Genomic DNA, 21,903 nt, shown 5'->3' with positions numbered 1-21,903 from the left:
AGCGGTTCGCTGGCACCTGATGAACGACGTACCGCGCGGACGGCTGAAGGTCTACCTCGGGGCGGCCCCAGGGGTGGGCAAGACGTACCGCATGCTCGATGAGGGGCGGCGCAGGGCCGACCGCGGGGCCGATGTGGTGGTGGCGTTCGCCGAGTGTCACGGGCGACGCCGGACCGAGGCGATGCTCGACGGGCTTGAGGTCGTGCCGCGGGCCCGGTGTGCCTACCGGGGCGGGGAGTTCGAGGAGATGGACCTCGACGCCGTGCTCGCGCGCAGACCGAGGGTCGCGATCGTCGACGAGTTCGCGCACAGCAACGTGCCCGGCGGCGGCCGCAATCCCAAGCGGTGGCAGGACGTCGAGGAGCTGCTGGCCGCCGGTGTCGATGTCGTCACCGCCGTCAACGTGCAGCATCTGGCGTCCCTCAAGGACGTGGTCGAGAAGATCACCGGGGTGCCGCAGCACGAGACGGTGCCCGACGAGGTCGTACGACGGGCTCAGCAGGTCGAGCTCGTCGACATCCCGCCCGAGGGGCTGCGCCGCCGGATGGCGCACGGCAACATCTACGCGCCCGAGAAGATCGACGCCGCCCTCGCCAACTACTTCCGCCCCGGCAATCTGACCGCCCTGCGGCAGCTGGCGCTGCTGTGGACGGCCGACCGGGTCGACGAGGCGCTCACCACCTACCGGCACGAGCACGCCATCGGGAAGGTGTGGGAGACCCGGGAACGGGTCGTCGTCGCGCTGACCGGCGGGCCGGAGGGGGACACACTCATCCGGCGGGCCTCACGGATCGCCGACCGGTCCGCGGGCGGTGATCTGCTCGCCGTGCACGTGGCGCGGAGCGACGGGCTGGCCGCGGGGGTCTCCCATGCCTCGCTGGCCCGGCAGCGTCGACTCGTCGAGGATCTCGGCGGCAGCTATCACTCGGTCGTCGGCGACGACATCGCGCATACGCTGGTGGAGTTCGCGCGCGCCGAGAACGCCACGCAGCTCGTGCTCGGGACCAGCCGGCGCGGGCGTCTGGAGCGGTTCCTGACCGGGCCCGGCACCGGGGAGACCGTGACCGTGCTGTCCGGGGACATCGACGTCCACCGGGTCACGCACGAGCGGGCGGGGCGGGGCACTTTGCTGCCGTCGAGACGCCGTACGCTCTCGACCTCCCGTCTGATCGCCGGGCCGGTCGCCGGACTGGTGCTGCCGCTGCTGCTCACCGCCGTGCTGGCGCAGGTGCGCGGGTCGGTCAACCTCACCAGTGAGGCGCTGCTGTTCCTGCTCACCGTGGTCGGGGTGGCCTGCATCGGCGGGGTCGTCTCGGCGGTGGTCGCCTCGGTGACGGCGTCCCTGCTGCTCAACTACTGGTTCATCCCGCCCATCGGGGAGTTCACGCTGAGCGACCCGAACGCGCTGCTGGCCCTCGGGGTCTTCGCCGTGGTCGCCGCGACCGTGGCGGGGGTCGTGGACCGGTCGCTGCGGCTGTCGCGGCGGTCGGCGCGGGCCACCGCCGAGGCGGAGACCATGTCCTCCCTCGCGGGCAGCATCGTGCGCGGCGGGCAGACCATCCCGGAGCTGCTGGAACGCACCCGGGAGACCTTCGGCATGGAGACGGCCGAGCTGCTGGACCAGCCCCCCTCGGACAGCGGGGGCGCCACCGTCGTCCCCGCCGGGTCCGGAGCCCATCTCGTGCTGCGGGGGCGGACGTTGTCCTCCTCCGAGCGGCGTGTACTCGCCGCGTTCGCCGCGCACGTGGGATCCGCCGTGGAGCGCGCCCGGCTTGCCGAGGCGGCGGCGGAGGTCGAGCCGGTGAAGGCCGCCGACCGGATGCGTACGGCGCTGCTGCGGGCGGTCGGGCACGATCTGCGCACCCCGCTCGCGGCCGGATGGGCGGCGGTCACATCGCTGCGCAGCCGGGACGTCGAGTTCTCCGCCGAGGACCGCGACGAACTCCTCGCCACCGCCGACGAGTCCATGGCCAGGCTGAACCGTCTCGTGGAGAACCTCCTCGACCTCAGCCGCCTGGAGGCGGGGGTACTGAAGTTGAACCTCAGGCCCACCACCCTGGAGGAGGTCCTTCCGGCTGCGCTCGTGGACATAGGGGACGTGGAGGTCGGGGACGTCGAGTCGCTGCCCGCTGTGCTGGTCGATCCGCCGCTCCTGGAGCGTGTCATCGCCAACCTGGTCGCCAACGCCGACCGGCACAGCCCGCCCGGGACCAAGGTGCTGGTGACGGCCAGCGCGCTCGCGGGCCGGGCCGAACTCCGTGTCGTGGACCGCGGCCCCGGCCTCCCGCCGGCCGGCCGGGACCGCCTCTTCGAGCCGTTCCAGCGGCTCGGCGACACCGACAACACGACGGGGCTCGGCCTCGGGCTCGCGCTCGCGCGGGGGCTCACCGAGGCGATGAGCGGGACGGTGACACCGGAGGACACACCCGGGGGCGGGCTGACCATGGTCGTGGCGCTGCCGCTCGCGGAAGAGGAGCCCCTGATCCAGCCCTGAGCTCTCAGTCCAGCCCTGAGACCTTGAACACCGTCGCCGCCGTCTCGCGTTCGATGCGTTCCGACATGCGGAGCAGAGCCGTCGCCCCGCAGGTCATCGTGCCGTTGGTCTGGGACTTGCGGGCGTCTTCCGCCAGGCGGTGCCACAGGTCGGGGTTGTTGACGAGGACCTGGGGGTCGAGTTCGACGCGGGCTCCGAACGCGTCCCTGAGCACCAGGCGTTGGGCGATGCCGTCACGGCAGCGGACCGAGACCAGCAGGTCGGTACGGACGCGGCGCGGGCGGAGGAGCCGACGGGAGGCGAGCCAGCCCTCGCCGGCCGAGACACGGGAGGGGCACAGCACCACGAAGAGCAGGGCGGCCAGCGCGGCCCACAGCAGGCTCCGCCACAGGGTGAGCGTGCCGGCGGCCCAGTCGACGAGGAAGAGCAGGCCGAGGATGACGGCCGCGCAGCGGATCGAGTCGAGCAGATCGCGTGTCCAACGGCGGTCGTACGCCGTCTCGTTCGCCGTCGCGTTGCGGTGTTCCATCCGGACGACGGTAGGGACCGCGCACGCCGGAACAGCGGACCTTGACGGGACTCTGACGGGAACGCGGCTCTTCTTGACGCGGACCCCGCGACCACAGGAGTCCACGAGTTCGCACGAGTCCACACGACAAAGTGACGTCAAGGTCTGCCCTTCGGGCGCGAAGAACGCGCAAGGAACCGGCGGCACCGGCCGGATACGGACAGAACCTGGGCACAACCGTTCGTTCCGTCCGAAGGAGCCCGCACCCATGTCCGTCCTGACCACCGAGCCCGGGGCGACCCCCGCCGAGGAGGAACCGCCGGATACCGGCGAGCGGCATCGGCTCACCGCCGTCACCGGCCTCGCCGCCCTGTCCCTGGACGCCATGGCGTCGGTGGCCTACGGCCCCGAGGCGATCGTCCTGGTGCTGGCCGCCGCGGGGGCGCACGGGCTCGGCTTCACGCTGCCGGTGACGCTGGCCATCGCCGCCCTGCTGGGGGTGCTCGTGGCGTCGTACCGGCAGGTGATCGCGGCCTTCCCGGACGGCGGCGGGTCGTACGCCGTGGCGAAGACGCATCTGGGAGCACGTACGAGTCTGGTCGCGGCCGGGTCGCTCGTCCTGGACTACGTCCTCAATGTCGCGGTCGCCGTCACCGCCGGTGTCGCCGCGCTGACCTCCGCCTTTCCGGGGCTCTACGCCGACCGGCTGGTCCTGTGCCTGGTCGTGCTGGTGCTGATCACGGCGGTGAATCTGCGGGGCATCGTGGAGTCGGCGAAGGCGTTCATCGTGCCGACGGTCGTGTTCGTGGGGTCGATCCTCGTGCTGATCGTCGTCGGCCTGTTCCGGTCCGGGCCGGTGAGTACCGAGGCCGCGGCCGGACACGCCTCCGTCCTCGCCGACAACGCCACCACGGTGGGCGCCCTGCTCCTGCTGAAAGCCTTCGCCTCAGGCTGTTCCGCCCTCACCGGCGTCGAGGCCATCGCCAACGCCGTCCCCTCCTTCCGCGTCCCGCGCGTCCGACGCGCCCAGCGCGCGGAGGTCGCCCTCGGTGCCGTGCTCGGCGTGATGCTGATCGGCCTGTCGGTGCTGATATCCCGCTTCCATCTCCAGCCGGTCGAGGGAGTCACCGTCCTCGCCCAGCTCGCGGACGCCTCGCTCGGCCACAACTGGGCGTTCTACGTCATCCAGTTCGCGACGATGATCCTGCTCGCCCTGTCCGCCAACACGTCCTTCGGCGGGCTGCCCGTCCTGCTGAAGCTGCTGGCCCGCGACAACTACCTGCCGCATGTCTTCATGCTCAAGGCCGACCGCCAGGTCCACCGGCACGGAGTGCTCGCCCTGGCCGTCGTCTCGGCCGCGCTGCTGGTCTTCTCCGGCGGCGACACCAACACCCTCGTGCCGCTGTTCGCCATCGGTGTCTTCGTCGGCTTCACCATCGCCCAGGTGGGGATGGTCCGGCACTGGCGGCTGGAGCGCGGGCCCGGGTGGCGGGGCAAGGCCCTCCTGAACGGCTTCGGTGCCGTGCTCACCGGTGTGTCCGCCGTCGTCGTCACCGCGACCAAGTTCGAGGAGGGCGCCTGGCTGATCGTCATCGCCCTGCCGCTGCTGGTGGCCGCCTTCGAGACCGTGCACCGCGCCTACGCGCGCATCGGTGAGCGGCTCGGCCTCGGCCGGATCCCCGAGCATCCGCACCGCGACCGGTCCGTCGTGATCGTCCCCGTGTCGTCGCTGTCCCGGCTCACCTCGGAGGCCCTCACCGCCGCCGCCTCCCTCGGCGACGAGGTCCGTGCCGTCTCCGTCTGCTGTCCCGACCCCGAGGACCGGGTCGCCCTGCACGCCCTGGAGCGGGCCTGGGCCGAGTGGGACCCCGGGGTGCCCCTGGTACGGCTGACCAGCGAGCGGCGGAGTCTGGGCCGCCCCATCGCCGCCTACGTCCGTGAGGTCATGGCGTCCGAGCCGGCCACCCGGGTCACCGTGCTGATCCCGGAGACGGAGCCGGAGCGGCTGTGGCAGCGGCTGCTCCAGAACCAGCGGGGCGCTGTCGTCGCGCATGCCGTACGGCGGGAGACCGACGCGGTGATCTGCCGGCTGCGGTTCCGCTTGTCCTGACCTGGCGAAGACCGGCGTAAGAGTCCCGTCAAAGGCGTGCAGCGCCCCGTAAGGGACCCGTCAACGGCGCTCGAATTCGGCCACGCAGGCTGTTTCCTCGAACCGTCCCTGTTCAACGAACCTCACTCCAGGAGTTCACGATGGCCGATCTGGCCTTCGTCGTCATCACGGTCGCGGCCTTCGCGCTGGTGGCACTCGTCGCCAGGGGGGTGACGAAGCTGTGACCGCCGAGAACATCGTCGGCCTCGTCGTGGCCGTCGCCCTGCTGGGCTATCTCGTCCTCGCCCTGATCTTCCCGGAGAGGTTCTGAGAGCAGACATGGGTCCCGTACTCGCAGGCGTTCTCCAGCTGCTCGCCCTGATCGGCGCGCTCGCTCTCGCCTACATCCCCCTCGGCAACTACATGGCCAAGGTCTACTCCTCCGACAAGCACTGGCGTGTCGAGAAGTGGATCTACAAGGGCATCGGCGCCAACCCCGACGCCGAGATGCGCTGGACCGCGTACCTGCGCGGCGTCCTCGCCTTCTCCGCGGTCGGCGTCCTCTTCCTGTACCTGCTCCAGCGGCTCCAGGGCGTCCTGCCCGGATCGCTCGGCTTCTCCTCGATCGACCCGGACCAGGCGTTCAACACCGCCGTGTCCTTCGTGACCAACACCAACTGGCAGTCGTACTACGGCGAGCAGGCCATGGGCCACGTCGTGCAAACCGCTGGTCTGGCCGTCCAGAACTTCGTCTCCGCGGCCGTCGGGATCGCCGTCGCGGTGGCGCTGGTGCGGGGGTTCGCGCGGTCGCGGACCGGTGAACTCGGCAACTTCTGGTCCGACATGGTGCGGGGTGTCGTCCGCGTCCTGCTGCCGGGTGCTTTCGTCGCCGCGATCGTGCTGGTCGCCTGCGGTGCCATCCAGAACTTCTCCGGCATTCACGAGGTCGGGCAGTTCATGGGGGGTTCGCAGCAGTGGAACGGGGGCGCGGTCGCCTCGCAGGAGGCCATCAAGGAACTCGGCACCAACGGTGGCGGTTACTTCAACGCCAACTCCGCGCACCCGTTCGAGAATCCGACGCCCTTCACCAACCTCTTCGAGATCTTCCTGATCCTCGTCATCCCGTTCGCACTGACCCGGACCTTCGGCGTCATGGTCGGCTCGGTCAAGCAGGGTTACGCGATCCTCGCGACGATGGCCACCATCTGGATCGGCTTCACCGCGCTGATGATGTGGACCGAATTCGCCCACCACGGACCGGCGTTCGACATCGCGGGCGGCGCGTACGAGGGCAAGGAGGTGCGCTTCGGCGTCGGCGCCTCGTCGATCTTCGCGACCTCGACGACGCTCACCTCGACCGGTGCGGTGGACTCCTTCCACTCGTCCTTCACCGGCCTCGGCGGCGGCATCACCATGCTCGGCATGATGCTGGGCGAGATCGCGCCCGGCGGTACCGGCTCCGGCCTCTACGGCATGCTGATCATGGCGGTCATCGCGGTGTTCATCGCCGGTCTGATGGTCGGCCGTACGCCCGAGTACCTGGGCAAGAAGATCGGTGCCCGCGAGATCAAGCTCGCGGCCTGCTACATCCTCATCACCCCGGCGCTGGTGCTCATCTTCACCGCGGCCGCGATGGCCCTGCCCACCCCGGGCAACTCCATGACCAACAGCGGGGCGCACGGCTTCTCCGAGATCCTGTACGCCTACACGTCCGCCTCGAACAACAACGGCTCGGCGTTCGCCGGCCTGAACGCGGACACGCAGTGGTTCAACTCGACGCTCGGCCTGTGCATGCTGTTCGGCCGCTTCCTGCCGATGGTGTTCGTGCTGGCGCTGGCCGGCTCGCTCGCCGAGCAGAAGCCGGTCCCGGCCACGGCAGGCACCCTGCGCACCGAGAAGCCGCTGTTCACCGGCCTGTTGGTGGGCGCGATCCTCATCATCACCGGTCTGACCTACTTCCCCGCCCTGGCGCTGGGACCGCTGGCTGAAGGGCTGGCGTCATGACCACCGACGTAAAGAAGCAGGACTCCATGTCCACCTCCACCCTTGCGCCCCACCAGGACGCGCCCACCGGGCACAAGCCCGCGGAGGGGCGTGTCGGAGCGGGCCTCTTCGACCCCAAGCAGCTGCTCAAGTCGCTGCCGGACGCCTTCCGCAAGCTCGACCCGCGGGTGATGGTCAAGTCCCCCGTGATGTTCGTGGTGTGGATCGGGTCCGTGCTGACCACGGTCTTCTCCTTCAAGGACCCGGGCGACTGGTTCGGCTGGACCATCAGCGCCTGGCTGTGGCTGACCGTGATCTTCGCCAACCTGGCGGAGGCCGTCGCCGAGGGTCGCGGCAAGGCGCAGGCCGACACCCTGCGCAAGGCCAAGACCGACACCGTGGCACGCCGGCTGCTCAAGGACGGCGTCGAGGAGCAGGTGCCCGGCACCGAGCTCAAGATCGGCGATCTGGTCGTCTGCGAGGCCGGCGACATCATCCCCGGCGACGGTGACGTCGTCGAGGGCGTCGCGTCCGTCGACGAGTCGGCCATCACCGGTGAGTCCGCCCCGGTCATCCGGGAGTCGGGCGGCGACCGCAGCGCCGTCACCGGCGGTACGAAGGTGCTCTCCGACCGGATCGTCATCAAGATCACGACGAAGCCCGGCGAGACCTTCATCGACCGGATGATCAACCTGGTCGAGGGCGCGGCCCGGCAGAAGACGCCGAACGAGATCGCCCTCAACATCCTGCTCGCGTCGCTGACGATCGTCTTCCTGCTCGCGGTGGCCACGCTGCCGCCGCTCGCGGACTACGCGGGCACGCACCTGACCATGGTCGTGCTGGTCGCGCTGCTGGTCTGCCTCATCCCGACGACCATCGGCGCCCTGCTCTCCGCGATCGGCATCGCGGGCATGGACCGTCTCGTCCAGCGCAACGTCCTGGCGATGTCCGGCCGTGCCGTCGAGGCCGCCGGTGACGTCTCCACGCTGCTGCTCGACAAGACCGGCACCATCACCCTCGGCAACCGCCAGGCGTCCGAGTTCGTGCCGGTGCGCGGGACGACCGAGGCCGAGGTGGCCGACGCCGCCCAGCTGTCGTCGCTGGCCGACGAGACGCCCGAGGGCCGCTCCGTCGTCGTACTGGCGAAGGAGAAGTACGGACTGCGCGAGCGCCACCAGGGTGAGCTCGTCGGGGCCGAGTGGATCGAGTTCACCGCGCAGACCCGGATGTCCGGTGTCGACGTGGACGGGCGCAAGATCCGCAAGGGCGCGGCCGGTTCGGTCATCGCCTGGGTCCAGGAGCGCGGCGGCTCGGTCGCCGAGGACGCGGACACTGCCGCCAACCGCATCTCCGAGGCGGGCGGTACGCCGCTCCTGGTCGCCGTCGAGGACAGCGAGGGCGCCCGGATCCTGGGTGTCATCCACCTCAAGGACGTCGTCAAGGACGGTATGCGCGAGCGGTTCGAGGAACTGCGCCGCATGGGCATCAAGACCGTCATGATCACGGGTGACAACCCGCTGACCGCCAAGGCGATCGCCGAGGAGGCGGGCGTCGACGACTTCCTCGCGGAGGCGACTCCCGAGGACAAGATGGCGCTCATCAAGCGGGAGCAGGCCGGCGGCAAGCTCGTCGCGATGACCGGTGACGGCACCAACGACGCGCCCGCACTGGCCCAGGCAGACGTCGGCGTGGCCATGAACACCGGTACTTCCGCGGCCAAGGAAGCCGGCAACATGGTCGACCTCGACTCCAACCCGACCAAGCTCATCGAGATCGTCGAGATCGGCAAGCAACTGCTGATCACCCGGGGCGCGTTGACGACGTTCTCCATCGCCAACGACGTCGCGAAGTACTTCGCGATCATCCCGGCGCTGTTCGCGGCCGTCTACCCGGGCCTGGACAAGCTCAACATCATGGGCCTGGCCTCGCCGGACTCCGCGATCCTGTCCGCGGTCATCTTCAACGCGCTGATCATCATCGCGCTGGTGCCGCTGTCCCTGAAGGGCGTGCAGTACCGGCCGGTCAGCGCGGACAAGATGCTGCGGCGGAACCTGACGGTCTACGGGCTCGGCGGTCTGATCGCCCCGTTCATCGGCATCAAGCTCATCGACATGCTCATCTCTCTCATCCCCGGAATCGGCTGATCGCGATGAACAACTCCGTATCGAACACGGTCCGGTTGCTGGGGGCGGGCCTGCGTGCCCTCCTCGTGCTGACCCTGGTGACCGGTGTCATCTACCCGCTGGTCGTCACCGGCATCGCGCAGGGGCTGTTCAACAACCAGGCCAACGGCTCCGAGGTCAAGGCGGACGGCAAGGTCGTCGGCTCCTCGCTGATCGGACAGGCCTACAACCTGCCGCTGAAGAAGGGCGAGGAGACCCCGTCGCCCGATCTGAAGTGGTTCCAGGGCCGCCCGCAGAACGGGCTCGGCAGCAACAGCGTCAACACCCAGTACAAGCTCATCCTGTCCGGCGCGACCAACCGGTCCGGTGACAACGAAGAGCTCATCCAGTGGGTGAAGGACGCCAAGGCCGCCGTCATCAAGGACAACTCCACCGCCGACTACACGGTCAAGGCCTCCGAGGTCCCCGCCGACGCGGTCACCTCCTCGGGCTCCGGCCTGGACCCGGACATCTCCCCGGAGTACGCCGACATCCAGGTCCACCGGATCGCCGAGCAGAACGGCCTCTCCGTCGAACAGGTGCGGAAGCTGGTCGACGACCACACCGAGGGCCGCACCCTGGGTTTCATCGGCGAGCCGCGGGTGAACGTCCTCGAACTCAACATCGCGCTCAAGGAACTCGCGGCCAAGAGCTGATGGCTTCAGGTGAACCGAGCGGGAGCCGGCGGCCGGGCAGATCCGGGCGCCGGCTCCCGCAGCCATGGAGAAAGGCGTACACCCATGACCCGGGTGCTGGTGGTGGAGGACGACCCGCAGCTCGTACGAGCCCTGGTGATCAACATGCAGGCACGCCGGTACGGAGTGGACTCCGCGCCCGACGGGGCCACCGCGCTGCGGCTCGTGGCCGCCCGCCAGCCGGACGTGGTGCTGCTCGACCTCGGACTGCCCGACATGGACGGTGTGGACGTCATCAAGACGCTGCGCGGCTGGACCCGGGTGCCCATCCTCGTGCTGTCCGCGCGCCGCGCCTCCGACGAGAAGGTCGCCGCGCTGGACGCGGGCGCCGACGACTACGTCACCAAGCCGTTCAGCATGGACGAGTTGATGGCCCGGCTGCGGGCCGCCGTGCGCCGTACCGAGGAGAGTCCGCTCGCCGCCGGGACGATGTTCGTGGAGACCGCAGACTTCACCATCGACCTGCGTGCCAAGAAGGTCGTCCGGGGCGCCCACGACGTACGGCTCACGCCGACCGAATGGCACCTGCTGGAGATCCTGGTCACCCACCCGGGCCGGCTCATCACCCAGCGGTTCCTGCTCCAGGAGGTCTGGGGGGTGTCCCGGCGCGACAAGACCAACTACCTGCGGGTCTACATGGCTCAGCTGCGCCGCAAGTTGGAGACGGATCCCGCCCGTCCCCGCTATCTGATCACCGAACCCGGCATGGGTTACCGCTTCGAAGGGTGAACATGGCACGCGGCAGACTCCGGATCTATCTCGGTGCGGCACCGGGCGTCGGCAAGACGTACGCGATGCTGTCCGAGGCGCACCGGCGCGTGGAGCGCGGCACCGACTGCGTGGTCGCGTTCGTGGAGCACCACGGCCGGCCGCGCACCGAGGTGATGCTGCACGGCCTGGAGGAGATGCCCCGCAAGGAGCTGGAGTACCGGGGCACCACCTTCACGGAGATGGACATCGACGCCGTCCTCGCCCGCCGGCCCGAGGTGGTGCTGGTGGACGAACTCGCCCACACCAACATCCCCGGCTCCCGCAACACCAAGCGGTGGCAGGACGTGGAGGAGCTGCTCGCGGCCGGGACCGATGTCATATCGACCGTCAACATCCAGCACCTGGAGTCCCTGGGCGACGTCGTCGAGTCCATCACCGGCGTACGGCAGCAGGAGACCGTCCCCGATGAAGTGGTGCGCCGCGCCGACCAGGTCGAGCTGGTCGACATGTCGCCGCAGGCGCTGCGGCGGCGGATGGCACACGGCAACATCTACAAGTCCGACAAGGTCGACGCGGCCCTGTCCAACTACTTCCGGCCCGGGAATCTGACCGCCCTGCGGGAGTTGGCGCTGCTGTGGGTGGCCGACCGGGTCGACGAGTACCTCAACGCCTACCGCAGCGAGCACGAGGTCTCCACGATCTGGGGCTCACGGGAACGGATCGTGGTCGGTCTCACCGGCGGCCCGGAGGGACGGACCCTGATCCGGCGGGCCGCGCGGCTCGCGGAGAAGGGCGCCGGGGGTGAAGTACTGGCCGTCTACATCGCCCGCAGCGACGGGCTCACCGCCGCCTCGCCGAAGGAACTCGCCGTCCAGCGCGGGCTGGTGGAGGATCTCGGCGGCACCTTCCACCATGTCGTCGGCGACGACGTCCCTGTGGCCCTGCTGGACTTCGCGCGCGGGGTGAACGCCACCCAGATCGTGCTCGGCGTCTCCCGCCGCAAGAGCTGGCAGTACGTCTTCGGGCCCGGCGTCGGCGCCACCGTCGCCCGGGACTCCGGGCCCGACCTCGACGTCCATCTGATCACCCACGACGAGGCGGGCAAGGGACGCGGACTGCCCGTCGCCCGCGGCGCCCGTCTCGGACGGTCCAGGGTCATCTGGGGCTGGGCGGTCGGCGTGCTCGGCCCGGTCGTCCTCACGGCGCTGCTGACGAACGCCGTCCCCGGAGTGGGTCTCGCCAACGACATGCTGCTGTACCTGTCGCTGACGGTCGCCGCGGCCCTCCTCGGCGGACTGCTGCCCGCGCTGGCCTCGGCGGTGGTCGGCTCCCTCCTGCTGAACTGGTTCTTCACCCCGCCCGTCCACACGCTCACCATCGCCGACCCCGAGAACATCGTCGCCATCGCGATCTTCATCGGCGTGGCCGTGGCGGTGGCCTCCGTCGTGGACCTGGCCGCCCGGCGCACACAACAGGCGGCGCGGCTGCGGGCCGAGTCGGAGATCCTCTCCTTCCTCGCCGGGAACGTGCTGCGCGGCGAGACCAGCCTGGAGGCGCTGCTGGAACGCGTCCGGGAGACCTTCGGGATGGAGTCGGTGGCGCTCCTTGAGCGGGAGACCGAGGTCGCCCCCTGGACCTGTGCGGGCAGCGTCGGCCCCCGGCCCTGCCAGGACCCGGACGACGCGGACGTCGACGTACCGGTCGGCGACCATCTGGCCCTCGCGCTCACCGGCCGGGTGCTCCCCGCCGAGGACCGCCGGGTGCTCGCCGCCTTCGCCGCCCAGTCCGCCGTCGTACTGGACCGGCAGCGGCTCCAGCACGAGGCCGACCAGGCGCGTGCGCTGGCCGAGGGCAACCGGATCCGGACCGCGCTGCTGGCCGCCGTCAGCCACGACCTCCGGACGCCGCTCGCCGGCATCAAGGCCTCGGTGTCCTCGCTGCGCTCCGACGACGTGGAGTGGTCCGAGGAGGACGAGGCCGACCTCCTGGCCGCGATCGAGGAGGGCGCCGACCGGCTCGACCACCTCGTCGGGAACCTCCTCGACATGTCCCGCCTCCAGACCGGCACGGTCACCCCGCTCATCCGGGAGACCGACCTCGACGAGGTGGTGCCGATGGCCCTCGGCGGGGTGCCCGAGGACAGCGTCGAACTGGACATCCCGGAGACGCTGCCCATGGTCTCGGTGGACCGGGGGCTGCTGGAGCGGGTCGTCGCCAACGTCGTGGAGAACGCCGTCAAGCACAGCCGTGGGGACGAGCCGGTGCTGGTCTCCGCCAGCGCCATCGCCGACCGCGTCGAGGTCCGGGTCGTCGACCGGGGCCCGGGTGTCCCCGACGAGGCCAAGGAACGCATCTTCGCGCCCTTCCAGCGGTACGGCGACGCCCCGCGCGGTGCCGGGGTCGGGCTGGGGCTGGCCGTGGCGCGGGGGTTCGCGGAGGCGATGGGCGGGACGATCAACGCGGAGGACACGCCCGGGGGTGGGCTCACGATGGTGCTGAGTCTGCGGAGGGTGGCGGAGGGACAGGGGCAGGGGCCGGGGGAGCGGGGTGAGGACGGTGAGCCTGAGGTGCCTGCGGCGGTGGTGTCGTAGGGCGCGCCGCTCCTGACGTCTGCTCCTGACGTCTGCTCCTGACGTCTGCTTCTGAGGCCTGTTTCTGGCGCCGGGGCCACCTTGTCCGCGCCCAGGACCGCTCGTACAGTCCGCTCCGTAATGTTCGTGACCGAGACCGAATGTTTCGGTCGGACGGGCCGGAGGTTCACTTATGCGGATGTACGACAACCCCGTGATCGGCGGGTTCCACCCCGACCCGAGTGTGTGCCGGGTCGGGGAGGATTACTACCTGGTTTGTTCCAGTTTCGAGTACTTCCCGGGCGTCCCGCTCTTTCACAGCCGTGACCTCGTCCACTGGCGGCAGATCGGCAACGTCCTGGACCGGCCGGGCCAGTTGGAGCTGCCCGACGACCTCCCCGCGTCGGCCGGCATCTACGCCCCCACCCTGCGCCATCACGACGGCCGCTTCCACCTGATCACCACCAACGTCGGGGCCCGCGGCAACTTCATCGTCACCAGCGAGCGCCCCGAGGGGCCCTGGTCCGACCCCGTGTGGATCGAGCTGGACGGGATCGACCCCGACCTGGCCTGGGACGAGGACGGATCCTGCTGGGTCGCGGTCGCCGGCTGTGCGGTCGCCCGCATCGACCCGGAGAACGGGAAGGTGCTGGAAGGGCCCCTTCCGGTGTGGTCCGGGACGGGCATGCAGGACCCGGAGGCGCCGCACCTGTACCGCATCGGCGAGTGGTGGTATCTGCTGGTCGCCGAGGGCGGCACCGGCCTCGGTCACAGCGTCTCCGTCGCCCGGGCGCGCACCCCGCGCGGGCCGTTCGAACCGGCCCCCGCCAACCCGGTCCTGAGCCACCGCAGCACCGGCTCGCCCATCCAGTGCACCGGCCATGCCGACCTGGTCGAGGCGGCCGACGGCACCTGGTGGATGGTGCTGCTCGGCACCCGCCCGCGCGGCTACTTCCCGTCCTTCCATGTCCTGGGCCGCGAGACCTTCCTGACCCCGGTGGAGTGGGACGCCGACGGCTGGCCCAGGGTCGGTCCGGTGCTCGAACAGCACCCGGCGCCGGCCGCCCGGCGTCCCGTCGAACTCCCGCCCGCGCGCGACGAGTTCGACGCCCCCGGCCTCGCCCCGTACTGGCTCTCCCCGCGCCGCAGGCCGGACGACTCCTGGTCGCTGAGCGAACGGCCGGGATGGCTCACCCTGCGCGCGACGGGAAACAGCCTCGACCGGCTGGGACACACCTTCGTCGGGCGCCGCCAGCAGCACCACGACTGCCGGTTCACGACCCGCCTGGACCCCGGAACGGGCCGCGCCGGACTCTCCGTACGCCTCGACGAGGCCCATCACTACGACATCGAGGTCAGCGGGGGAGAGGCGGCCGTCCTCGCCCGCATCGGACCCGTGCGGCAGTGCCTCGCGCGGCGGGCGGTGGCGGCGGGTCCGGTCACGCTCGGCGTGGAGATCCGCACCGACGCGCTGGTCTCCCCGTCCGGCGAGCAAGGCGTGCGTGCCGGTGGCCCCGACGTGATCGCGCTCGCCGTCGACGGCGTACGGCTGGCCGAGCTCGACGGCCGCTATCTGTCCACGCAGGTCGCGGGGGGCTTCACCGGGCGCGTGGCCGGGATGTACGTCACCGAGGGCACCGCCGCCTTCGACTGGTTCGCGTACGAGCCCGCGCCGGAGCGGTAGTTCCGGAAGGCTCCGGAAACTCTCGGACCGGGCCGGTCGGCGGCAACCGGCCCGGACATCGTGGGAGTTGCCCGCAGATTCACCGCGTACAAGGGGTTGCCACCGTTTGGTAGCTGTCTCTAGGGTGCGGCAACAGCGAAGCTTTCTGGATCAACTCCGAAACTTTCGGTCCAGTGGACGGGCGTGGACGCGCCGTCCCGTACCCAAGGAGCACACCATGGGCGACCCGGCACTGTCCCGCCGCGGCTTCCTGGCGGCGTCCGCCGCGGCCGGTCTGGGCATGACCGCACTGAGTGGTTGCGGCGGCGACTCGGACGAAGGTGAGTCGGCCGACGGGACGACCACGATCGAATGGTGGAACATCTCCACCACTGAGCCGGCCCACACCGTCTGGGCAGGTCTGGCCAAGAAGTTCGAGGCCCAGAACCCCAAGGTGAAGATAAAGATCGTCCAGTTGGAGAACGACGCCTACAAGTCGAAGATGACGGCGCTGATCGCCTCCGGGAAGCTCCCCGACATCTTCCACACCTGGGGCGGCGGCGTCCTCAAGCAGCAGGTCGACGCGGGACTCGTGGAGGACCTCACCGACAAGACCAAGCCGTGGGCCGACGGCCTGCTGAAGGTGTCGAAGGAGGCCTACCTCCTCGACGACAAGGTGTACGGCATCCCGTTCGACATCGGCATGATCGGCTTCTGGTACAACAAGGCGCTCTTCAAGCAGGCCGGCATCACCGAACCCCCCACCACCTGGGGCGCGTTCCTCGAAGCCGTCAGCAAGCTGAAGGCGAAGAACATCACGCCCATCGCCCTCGCGGGCAAGGAGAAGTGGCCCGGCATGTACTACTGGGCCTACCTCGCGATGCGCACCGCCGGCGCGAGCGCCCTCCAGAAGGCCTACGACGACAAGGACTTCACCGGCGCCGAGTTCGTCGAGGCGGGCGCCCACCTCAAGACCCTCGTCGATCTCCAGCCGTTCCAGAAGGGCTTCCTCAACGCCGCCTACTCCACCCCGACCGGCCAGGCGGCCACCGTCGGCAACGGCAAGGCGGCCATGGAGCTCATGGGCCAGTGGGCCCCGAACGTGCAGGCCGACTCCGGCAAGGGCCTCGGCAAGGACCTCGGCTTCTTCCCGTTCCCGGCCGTCGAGGGCGGCAAGGGCACCATCACCGAGGTGTTCGGCGGCGGTGGCGGGCACGCCCTGCGCCGGGGCGCCCCGCAGGCGGCGATCGACTTCCTGAAGTTCTTCGCCTCCGAGGCCACCGACCTGGAACTGGTCAAGAAGACCGGCGCCCTCCCGGTGGTCCCGAACGCCGAGAGCGCCATCACCGACCCCAACATCAAGGCCGTACAGGAGCAGTTGAACGCCGCCACCGGCTTCCAGCTCTACCTCGACCAGGCGTACGCCCCCGCGGTCGGCCAGGAGGTCAACGACAGCGTGGCCGCGCTCATCGCCGGCTCCAAGTCGCCCGAGCAGGTCGCCCAGTCGATCACGAAGGTCGCGAAGGAAGAGCAGTAGCAGCCGATGACCTCCACGTTCCTCGCAGACAAGCGGAGTGGTCCCGGCACCGACGTCCCGCCCCCGGACAACGTCAGGGCCCGGGGGCGGGCCCGGCGGCGCGTCCTCAACTGGCTCACCGCGATGGGCTTCCAGCTGCCCGCCCTGGTCCTGTTCACCGGGCTCGTGCTGCTGCCGATGCTGTTCGCCCTGTACGCCGCCTTCTTCCGCTGGGGCGGCTTCGGGATGCCCGAGGACTACGTCGGTGTCGACAACTTCACCGACCTCTTCGACAACCCGGTCTTCCTGGGTGACCTGTGGCGCTGCCTCCTCCTGGTGCTGCTCACGCTCGCGTTCCAGCTGCCGTTCGCGCTCGCCATGGCCGTCCTGCTCAACCAGCGGCTGCGCGGCCGGGCCGTCTACCGGATGCTGTTCTTCGCGCCCTACGTCCTGTCCGAGGCCATCACGGGCGTGCTCTTCAGCATGGTGTTCACCCCGGACGACGGTCTTGCCGACCACCTCCTCGGCAGCATCGGCCTGGACAGTCTCGGCGGTGAGTGGTTCGCCGACCCCAACTGGGTCATGCCGACCCTCTTCATCGTCATGACCTGGAAGTACTTCGGCTTCCACATGATGCTCTACCTGGCCGGACTCCAGTCCGTGCCGAAGGAGCTGACCGAGGCCGCGCTGATCGACGGGGCGAGCGCCTGGCAGCGCTTCCGCAGTGTCACCCTGCCGCTGCTCATGCCCACCGTCCGCATCAGCATCTTCCTGGCCGTCATCGGCTCCATCCAGCTCTTCGACCTGGTCTGGGTGATCACCCAGGGCGGCCCGGACCACCACTCCGAGACCATGGCCGTGACCATGTTCCAGTACGGCTTCAAGCGCTACCAGGTCGGCTATGCCAGCGCGATCAGCGTGGTCATGTTCGGCATCTGCCTCGTCTTCGCCCTCGGCTACCAGCGGTTCGTGCTCCGCCGCGACCTCGAAGGGGCCACCACCACGATGAGGGGGAACGGCAAGTGACCCGCAAGAGCAAGGCCGCACGCACGCTGCCGCTGCACATCATCCTCGTCGCCGTCGGCGCCGTCATGGTCGTCCCCCTGGTCTACGCCGTCCTGTCCGGCTTCAAGTCCACCGACGAGCTCTCCAGCAACCCCTTCGGGCTGCCCGAGAAATGGCTGACCGGGAACTACACCGAGATCCTCGGCGGCGGCGACTTCTGGCGGCTGCTCGGCAACAGCACACTGATCGCGGTCGCCACGACCGTGATCCTCGTCGCGGTGTCCGCGCTGGCGGCCTTCTCCTTCGCCCGGTTCGCCTTCAGGGGCAGGGAGGTGCTGTTCACCTTCTTCACGATGGGGCTGATGTTCCCCTTCGCGGTGGCCGCCCTCCCGCTGTTCCTGCTGCTGCGCTATCTCGGCCTGCTGGACAACCCGTTGGGTGTGATCCTGCCGCAGGCCGCGTTCGGGCTGCCGATGACCATCATCATCCTGCGCGCCTTCTTCCGGGAGATCCCGGGCGAGTTGGAGGAGGCGGCCACCCTCGACGGGTGCAGCTCCTTCGGCTTCTTCTGGCGGGTGCTGCTGCCCATGGCCCGGCCGGCGCTCGGCACCGTCTCGGTGCTGGCCGTCGTCACCAGCTGGAACAACTTCATGCTGCCGCTGCTGGTGTTCACCGACAACACCTGGTGGACCCTGCCCATCGGCGTCCAGCAGTTCCAGGGCCAGTACTCCGCCGACTACGCGCGCATCTTCGCCTATCTCGTCGTCGCGATGGTTCCCGCCCTCGCCTTCTACTCGGTCGCCGAGCGCCAGCTCGTCGGCGGCCTCACCGCCGGAGCCACCAAGGGCTGACGGCGGTCTCCGAAAAGTACGGCTCACCCACCCCCGCACGTGAGGAGTCGCACCACCATGCACAAGAACCGCCTCAGACTCGTCGGCGCCCTCGCCGCCGCCCTGGTCGCCACCGGCCTCGGCACCCCCGCGCAGGCGCACGACGGGCCACCCACGCTCGCCGAACTGGCCCAGGAACACGGCCGCTATTTCGGCAGCGCCACCGACAACCCCGAACTCGTCGACGAGCCCTACAAGGCCGTCCTCGGCAGCGAGTTCGACCAGATCACCCCCGGCAACGGCATGAAGTGGTACGCCACCGAACCCCAACAGGGCGTCTTCGACTGGACCAACGGCGACGAGATCGTGAACCTCGCCCGCGCCCACCACCAGAAGGTGCGCGGTCACACCCTCGTCTGGCACAGCCAGCTGCCCGACTGGCTGACGAGCAAGGAGTGGACGGCCAAGGAACTGCGGGCCGTCCTGAAGAACCACATCCAGACCGAGGTACGCCACTACCGCGGCAAGGTGTTCGCCTGGGACGTCGTCAACGAGGCCTTCAACGAGGACGGCACCTACCGCGAGACGATCTTCTACAAGACCCTCGGCCCCGGCTACATCGCCGACGCCCTGCGCTGGGCCCGCCAGGCAGACCCCAAGGTCAAGCTCTACCTCAACGACTACAACATCGAGACGGTCGGCGCGAAGAGCGACGCCTACTACAACCTCGCCAAGCAACTGAAGGCGCAGGGCGTCCCGTTGAACGGCATCGGCCTCCAGGCCCACCTCGCCCTCCAGTACGGCTATCCCACCTCGCTGGAGGACAACCTCCGCCGCTTCGCCAAGCTCGGTCTCGACACCGCGCTCACCGAGGTCGACATCAGGATGATCCTGCCCGCGACCGAGGAGAAACTCGCCCAGCAGGCCGAGTGGTACGGCGATCTGACCGACGCCTGTCTCGCGGTGCGCCGGTGCGTGGGCATCACGGTGTGGGACTACACGGACAAGTACAGCTGGATCCCCGCCTTCTTCGAGGGACAGGGCGCCGCGCTGCCGTACGACGAGCAACTCCAGCCCAAGCCCGCGTACTTCGCGATCAGGGACGCGCTGAAGTAGCGGCTTCGCCAGACGCCCGGCGGCTGGGCAAGGAGGGGAGTCCGCCGGGGTGCGACCCGGCCCGGCGGTGTGGCCCACCGCCGGGCCGGTGTCGGTTCAGCGGGCCGCGGGGGCCGTGCTGGCGCGGACCACCAGCTCCGTGCCCAGCTCCACCCGCGGTGAGTCCGGCTGTTCGTCGCGGGCCAGCCGGAGCACCGTACGGACGGCCAGCTTGCCCATGTCGGCGAGGGGTTGGCGGACCGTGGTGAGGGGCGGGGCGGACCACCGTACTTCCGGAAGGTCGTCGAAACCGACCAGGCTCATGTCCTCCGGGACCCGCAGACCCCGCCTGCGCAGTGCCTCGACCGCGCCGAGTGCCATCTGGTCGCTGGCCGCGAAGATCGCCGTAGGGGGTGCGGGCAGGTCCAGCAGGGCGTTGCAGCCGGCGAATCCGGACTCGGGACGGAAGTCGCCCGGGACGACGAGGGTGTCGTCGACCGTGAGTCCCGCACCCTCCAGAGCGGCGCGGTAGCCGTCGAAGCGGGCCCGGGAGCACAGCAGCCGGGGCGGGCCCGCGATCAGGCCGATCCTGCGGTGGCCCAGGGACAGCAGATGCTCGGTGGCCGCCATGCCGCCCGACCAGTTCGCGGCGCCGATGGTGGGGGCGTCCAGCGCGGGGGAGCCCGCCGGGTCGACGACGACCAGCGGGACGCCGAGGATGCGCAACTCCTCGTGCAGCACCGGCTCCAGGTCCGAGGTGACCAGGATGACGCCGTCGGAGGCGCGGGCCCGCAGATTGCGCATCCACTCGCGGGCGTCGCCGGAGCGGCCGTGGATCGCCGAGACCACGGTCCCGACCCCGGCCGCGTGCGCCACCTCCTCGACCCCCCGGATGATCTCCACGGCCCAGGGGCTGTCGAGGTCGTTGAAGACCAGGTCGAGCAGGGCGGCGCCGGTTCCGGAGGCCGTCGGGCGCTTGCGGTAGCCGTACCGGCGCAGCAGCTCCTCGACGCGGGCGCGGGTCTTCGGCGACACGTCGGAGCGGCCGTTGACGACCCGGGAGACGGTCGGCACGGAGACGCCGGCCTGCCGGGCGATCTCGGTGATGGTGATCCGCCCCCCGGTCTCCGCCGGCCCCTCGGTGTCGACCTCGTGTGCTGCCAACTCCCCACCTCCGTCGACGGATCGAAACTTCCAGAAGTCTTCCGGAAAACGGGCGGTCATGGGAAGAGAACCACCATGATGAGCGCGTTCCGCATGGGCGGCTACCCGCAGTGAGCGACCCCGGACACGCGTCGGGGCCGGTGCGCAGTGCGTGACTGCGGCCGGCCCCTCAAGTCACCGGGCGGTCGGTCCCCCCGCCCGGCAGCGCCTCAGGCGGCGGTCATCACCTGTTCACTGCCCAGCGGGCGGTGCGGGGCGATGATCTTGCCGTCGGGCAGGAGCTCACCGGTGTCCTCGAAGAGCAGAACGCCGTTGCACAGCAGGCTCCATCCCTGCTCCGGGTGGTGCGCCATGAGTCGGGCGGACTCCCGGTCGGCGGATTCGGCGGTCGGACACGGTGGCTGGTGCTGGCACATTGGTGGGATCTTTCGCTTTGTCGTGGTTTTCATGGCCGCCCCCGTTGTGATAAGTCGGTCGGAACCAGTGTTGCCCCACGGGCGTCAATCCGCAGGGATTTGGCAGCACCGCTACTCACAGGTTCATGACGCATCACCCGGGCGGACGGTTCATTCCAACTGCACTGTCTCTTCGGATGGTTCGAGATGGTCGGATGGGGCTAGTCCGGATGGGCGCGGACATGAAAAAGGCTCGTACGAGCCGGATTCCGCTCGTACGAGCCAATGTCGTTTCACATCGCCGATTCCGCCGTCTCTCTCAGGCGAGCTGGCCCAGCAGCGGTGCCGGAGAGGCCCGGTGGGTCAGCACCGGCAGCAGCTCGGCGACCCGGTGCGGCCGGTGGGCGGCGATACCGGGCGGCGCGGGGGCGAGCGGGACGAGCAGATCGGTGGCGGCGGGGTGGCCGGTGGCGCCGTCCGCGGTCCAGTCGCCGTGCAGCCAGAGCGTGAGCATGTAGAGCCCAGGAACCGACAGCAGTCGGGGCTGATAGGGCTGTTTCATCGTCTCGGCCTGGCGCAGCGCGCGCTCGGTCGAGGCGATGTAGGGCCCCTCGAAGAAATGCGAGAAGGCCCAGCCGTCCGGCGTCAGCCGGGTCTCGGCGGCGGCCACCGCACGGTCCCCGCAGCGGATCAGGAAACGCCATCCGGCCAGCCGGGTGGCGGACGCGCCCGCGGCGGTGATCTCGTCGAGTACGTGGACGGGCAGGGGGAGTTCGGGTGTCGCGGGTCCCTGGGCGGCGCGCAGGGAGGGAGTTCGGGCCTCGCGGACCGCGGTGGGCGAACCGAGCGCAGTGAGGACGGAGCGAAGTGCGGGTGCGGGAGCCGGGGGAACATGCAGCGGCATGGTGGGTCGCCTCTCATTCGACAGGCACGGTGGCGCGAGGGCGTGGGCGGACGGCGCTGTCAGCTCGCGGGGTCAGAGAGGCGAGGGCCCGGTCAGGGGTACGCGGGGGGTGGGTGAGA

General features: G+C 70.0%; 17 protein-coding genes. 13 read left to right on the top strand and 4 right to left on the bottom strand.

What is annotated here, in order from left to right; genetic code table 11:
- Positions 1-19 precede the first annotated feature (19 nt).
- Positions 20-2,494, top strand: coding sequence for an ATP-binding protein (locus ABZ928_RS30330; protein ID WP_361525764.1), 2,475 nt, complete (start codon positions 20-22; stop codon positions 2,492-2,494).
- 4 nt (positions 2,495-2,498) lie between these two features.
- Here the strand turns inward: ABZ928_RS30330 and ABZ928_RS30325 are convergent, their stop codons facing one another.
- Entirely contained in the window at positions 2,499-3,023 is a 525-nt protein-coding gene (locus ABZ928_RS30325) for a hypothetical protein (protein WP_361525761.1), read from the bottom strand.
- Positions 3,024-3,270: 247 nt separating this feature from the next.
- Between ABZ928_RS30325 and ABZ928_RS30320 the strand changes: the two genes are divergently transcribed.
- The 12 genes from ABZ928_RS30320 (at position 3,271) to ABZ928_RS30265 (ending at position 19,342) form a co-directional block, all read left to right on the top strand.
- Positions 3,271-5,112 (top strand): APC family permease, encoded by a 1,842-nt coding sequence (locus ABZ928_RS30320; RefSeq protein ID WP_361525758.1) that lies wholly within the window; start codon positions 3,271-3,273, stop codon positions 5,110-5,112.
- Between the two features lie 220 nt (positions 5,113-5,332).
- A complete protein-coding gene (gene kdpF / locus ABZ928_RS30315; protein ID WP_016434100.1) occupies positions 5,333-5,422 on the top strand; it encodes a K(+)-transporting ATPase subunit F in 90 nt (29 codons plus the stop codon).
- Between the two features lie 8 nt (positions 5,423-5,430).
- Entirely contained in the window at positions 5,431-7,095 is a 1,665-nt protein-coding gene (kdpA, locus tag ABZ928_RS30310; RefSeq protein ID WP_361525755.1) for a potassium-transporting ATPase subunit KdpA, read from the top strand.
- Positions 7,092-9,218 carry a potassium-transporting ATPase subunit KdpB gene (gene kdpB / locus ABZ928_RS30305; protein WP_361525752.1) on the top strand — a complete coding sequence of 709 codons (2,127 nt, stop codon included), beginning with the start codon at positions 7,092-7,094 and terminating at the stop codon, positions 9,216-9,218. Before kdpA ends, kdpB begins: the two co-directional genes overlap by 4 nt.
- A gap of 5 nt (positions 9,219-9,223) precedes the next feature.
- Positions 9,224-9,892 carry a potassium-transporting ATPase subunit C gene (locus ABZ928_RS30300; RefSeq protein WP_361525749.1) on the top strand — a complete coding sequence of 223 codons (669 nt, stop codon included), beginning with the start codon at positions 9,224-9,226 and terminating at the stop codon, positions 9,890-9,892.
- A gap of 84 nt (positions 9,893-9,976) precedes the next feature.
- On the top strand, positions 9,977-10,660 hold the full coding sequence (locus tag ABZ928_RS30295; RefSeq protein WP_361525747.1) for a response regulator: 684 nt from the start codon (positions 9,977-9,979) through the stop codon (positions 10,658-10,660).
- Positions 10,661-10,662: 2 nt separating this feature from the next.
- A complete protein-coding gene (locus ABZ928_RS30290) occupies positions 10,663-13,233 on the top strand; it encodes a DUF4118 domain-containing protein (protein ID WP_361525744.1) in 2,571 nt (856 codons plus the stop codon).
- 172 nt (positions 13,234-13,405) lie between these two features.
- The gene (locus ABZ928_RS30285) at positions 13,406-14,896 is read left to right on the top strand and encodes a glycoside hydrolase family 43 protein (RefSeq protein WP_361525742.1); all 1,491 of its coding nucleotides are present in this window, start codon (positions 13,406-13,408) and stop codon (positions 14,894-14,896) included.
- A 217-nt stretch (positions 14,897-15,113) separates the two neighbouring features.
- Positions 15,114-16,412: an extracellular solute-binding protein gene (locus ABZ928_RS30280; protein WP_361525739.1), complete on the top strand. Its 1,299-nt coding sequence runs from the start codon at positions 15,114-15,116 to the stop codon at positions 16,410-16,412.
- Between the two features lie 6 nt (positions 16,413-16,418).
- Positions 16,419-17,417 carry a sugar ABC transporter permease gene (locus ABZ928_RS30275; RefSeq protein ID WP_361525736.1) on the top strand — a complete coding sequence of 333 codons (999 nt, stop codon included), beginning with the start codon at positions 16,419-16,421 and terminating at the stop codon, positions 17,415-17,417.
- Positions 17,414-18,247: a carbohydrate ABC transporter permease gene (locus ABZ928_RS30270; RefSeq protein ID WP_361525734.1), complete on the top strand. Its 834-nt coding sequence runs from the start codon at positions 17,414-17,416 to the stop codon at positions 18,245-18,247. The genes ABZ928_RS30275 and ABZ928_RS30270 overlap by 4 nt, the downstream gene beginning before the upstream one ends.
- Positions 18,248-18,304: 57 nt before the next feature.
- The gene (locus tag ABZ928_RS30265; protein WP_361525731.1) at positions 18,305-19,342 is read left to right on the top strand and encodes an endo-1,4-beta-xylanase; all 1,038 of its coding nucleotides are present in this window, start codon (positions 18,305-18,307) and stop codon (positions 19,340-19,342) included.
- 96 nt (positions 19,343-19,438) lie between these two features.
- On the opposite strand, the gene ABZ928_RS30260 is transcribed toward ABZ928_RS30265, so the two are convergent.
- From ABZ928_RS30260 to ABZ928_RS30250, 3 genes are all read right to left on the bottom strand, one after another.
- Complete coding sequence (locus tag ABZ928_RS30260; protein ID WP_361525728.1) at positions 19,439-20,485, bottom strand: LacI family DNA-binding transcriptional regulator; 1,047 nt, start codon at positions 20,483-20,485, stop codon at positions 19,439-19,441.
- Positions 20,486-20,694: 209 nt separating this feature from the next.
- Positions 20,695-20,901: a DUF5999 family protein gene (locus tag ABZ928_RS30255; RefSeq protein WP_171145087.1), complete on the bottom strand. Its 207-nt coding sequence runs from the start codon at positions 20,899-20,901 to the stop codon at positions 20,695-20,697.
- 298 nt (positions 20,902-21,199) lie between these two features.
- Positions 21,200-21,784, bottom strand: a complete 585-nt coding sequence (locus tag ABZ928_RS30250; protein ID WP_361525725.1) for a hypothetical protein — start codon at positions 21,782-21,784, stop codon at positions 21,200-21,202.
- Between the last annotated feature and the right edge of the window lie 119 nt (positions 21,785-21,903).

The sequence above is a fragment of the Streptomyces sp. NPDC046909 genome, from assembly GCF_040644695.1.
GTDB lineage: Bacteria > Actinomycetota > Actinomycetes > Streptomycetales > Streptomycetaceae > Streptomyces.
Note: the sequence above shows the minus strand (reverse complement) of the source record. Positions and strands in the feature narration are given on the sequence as shown.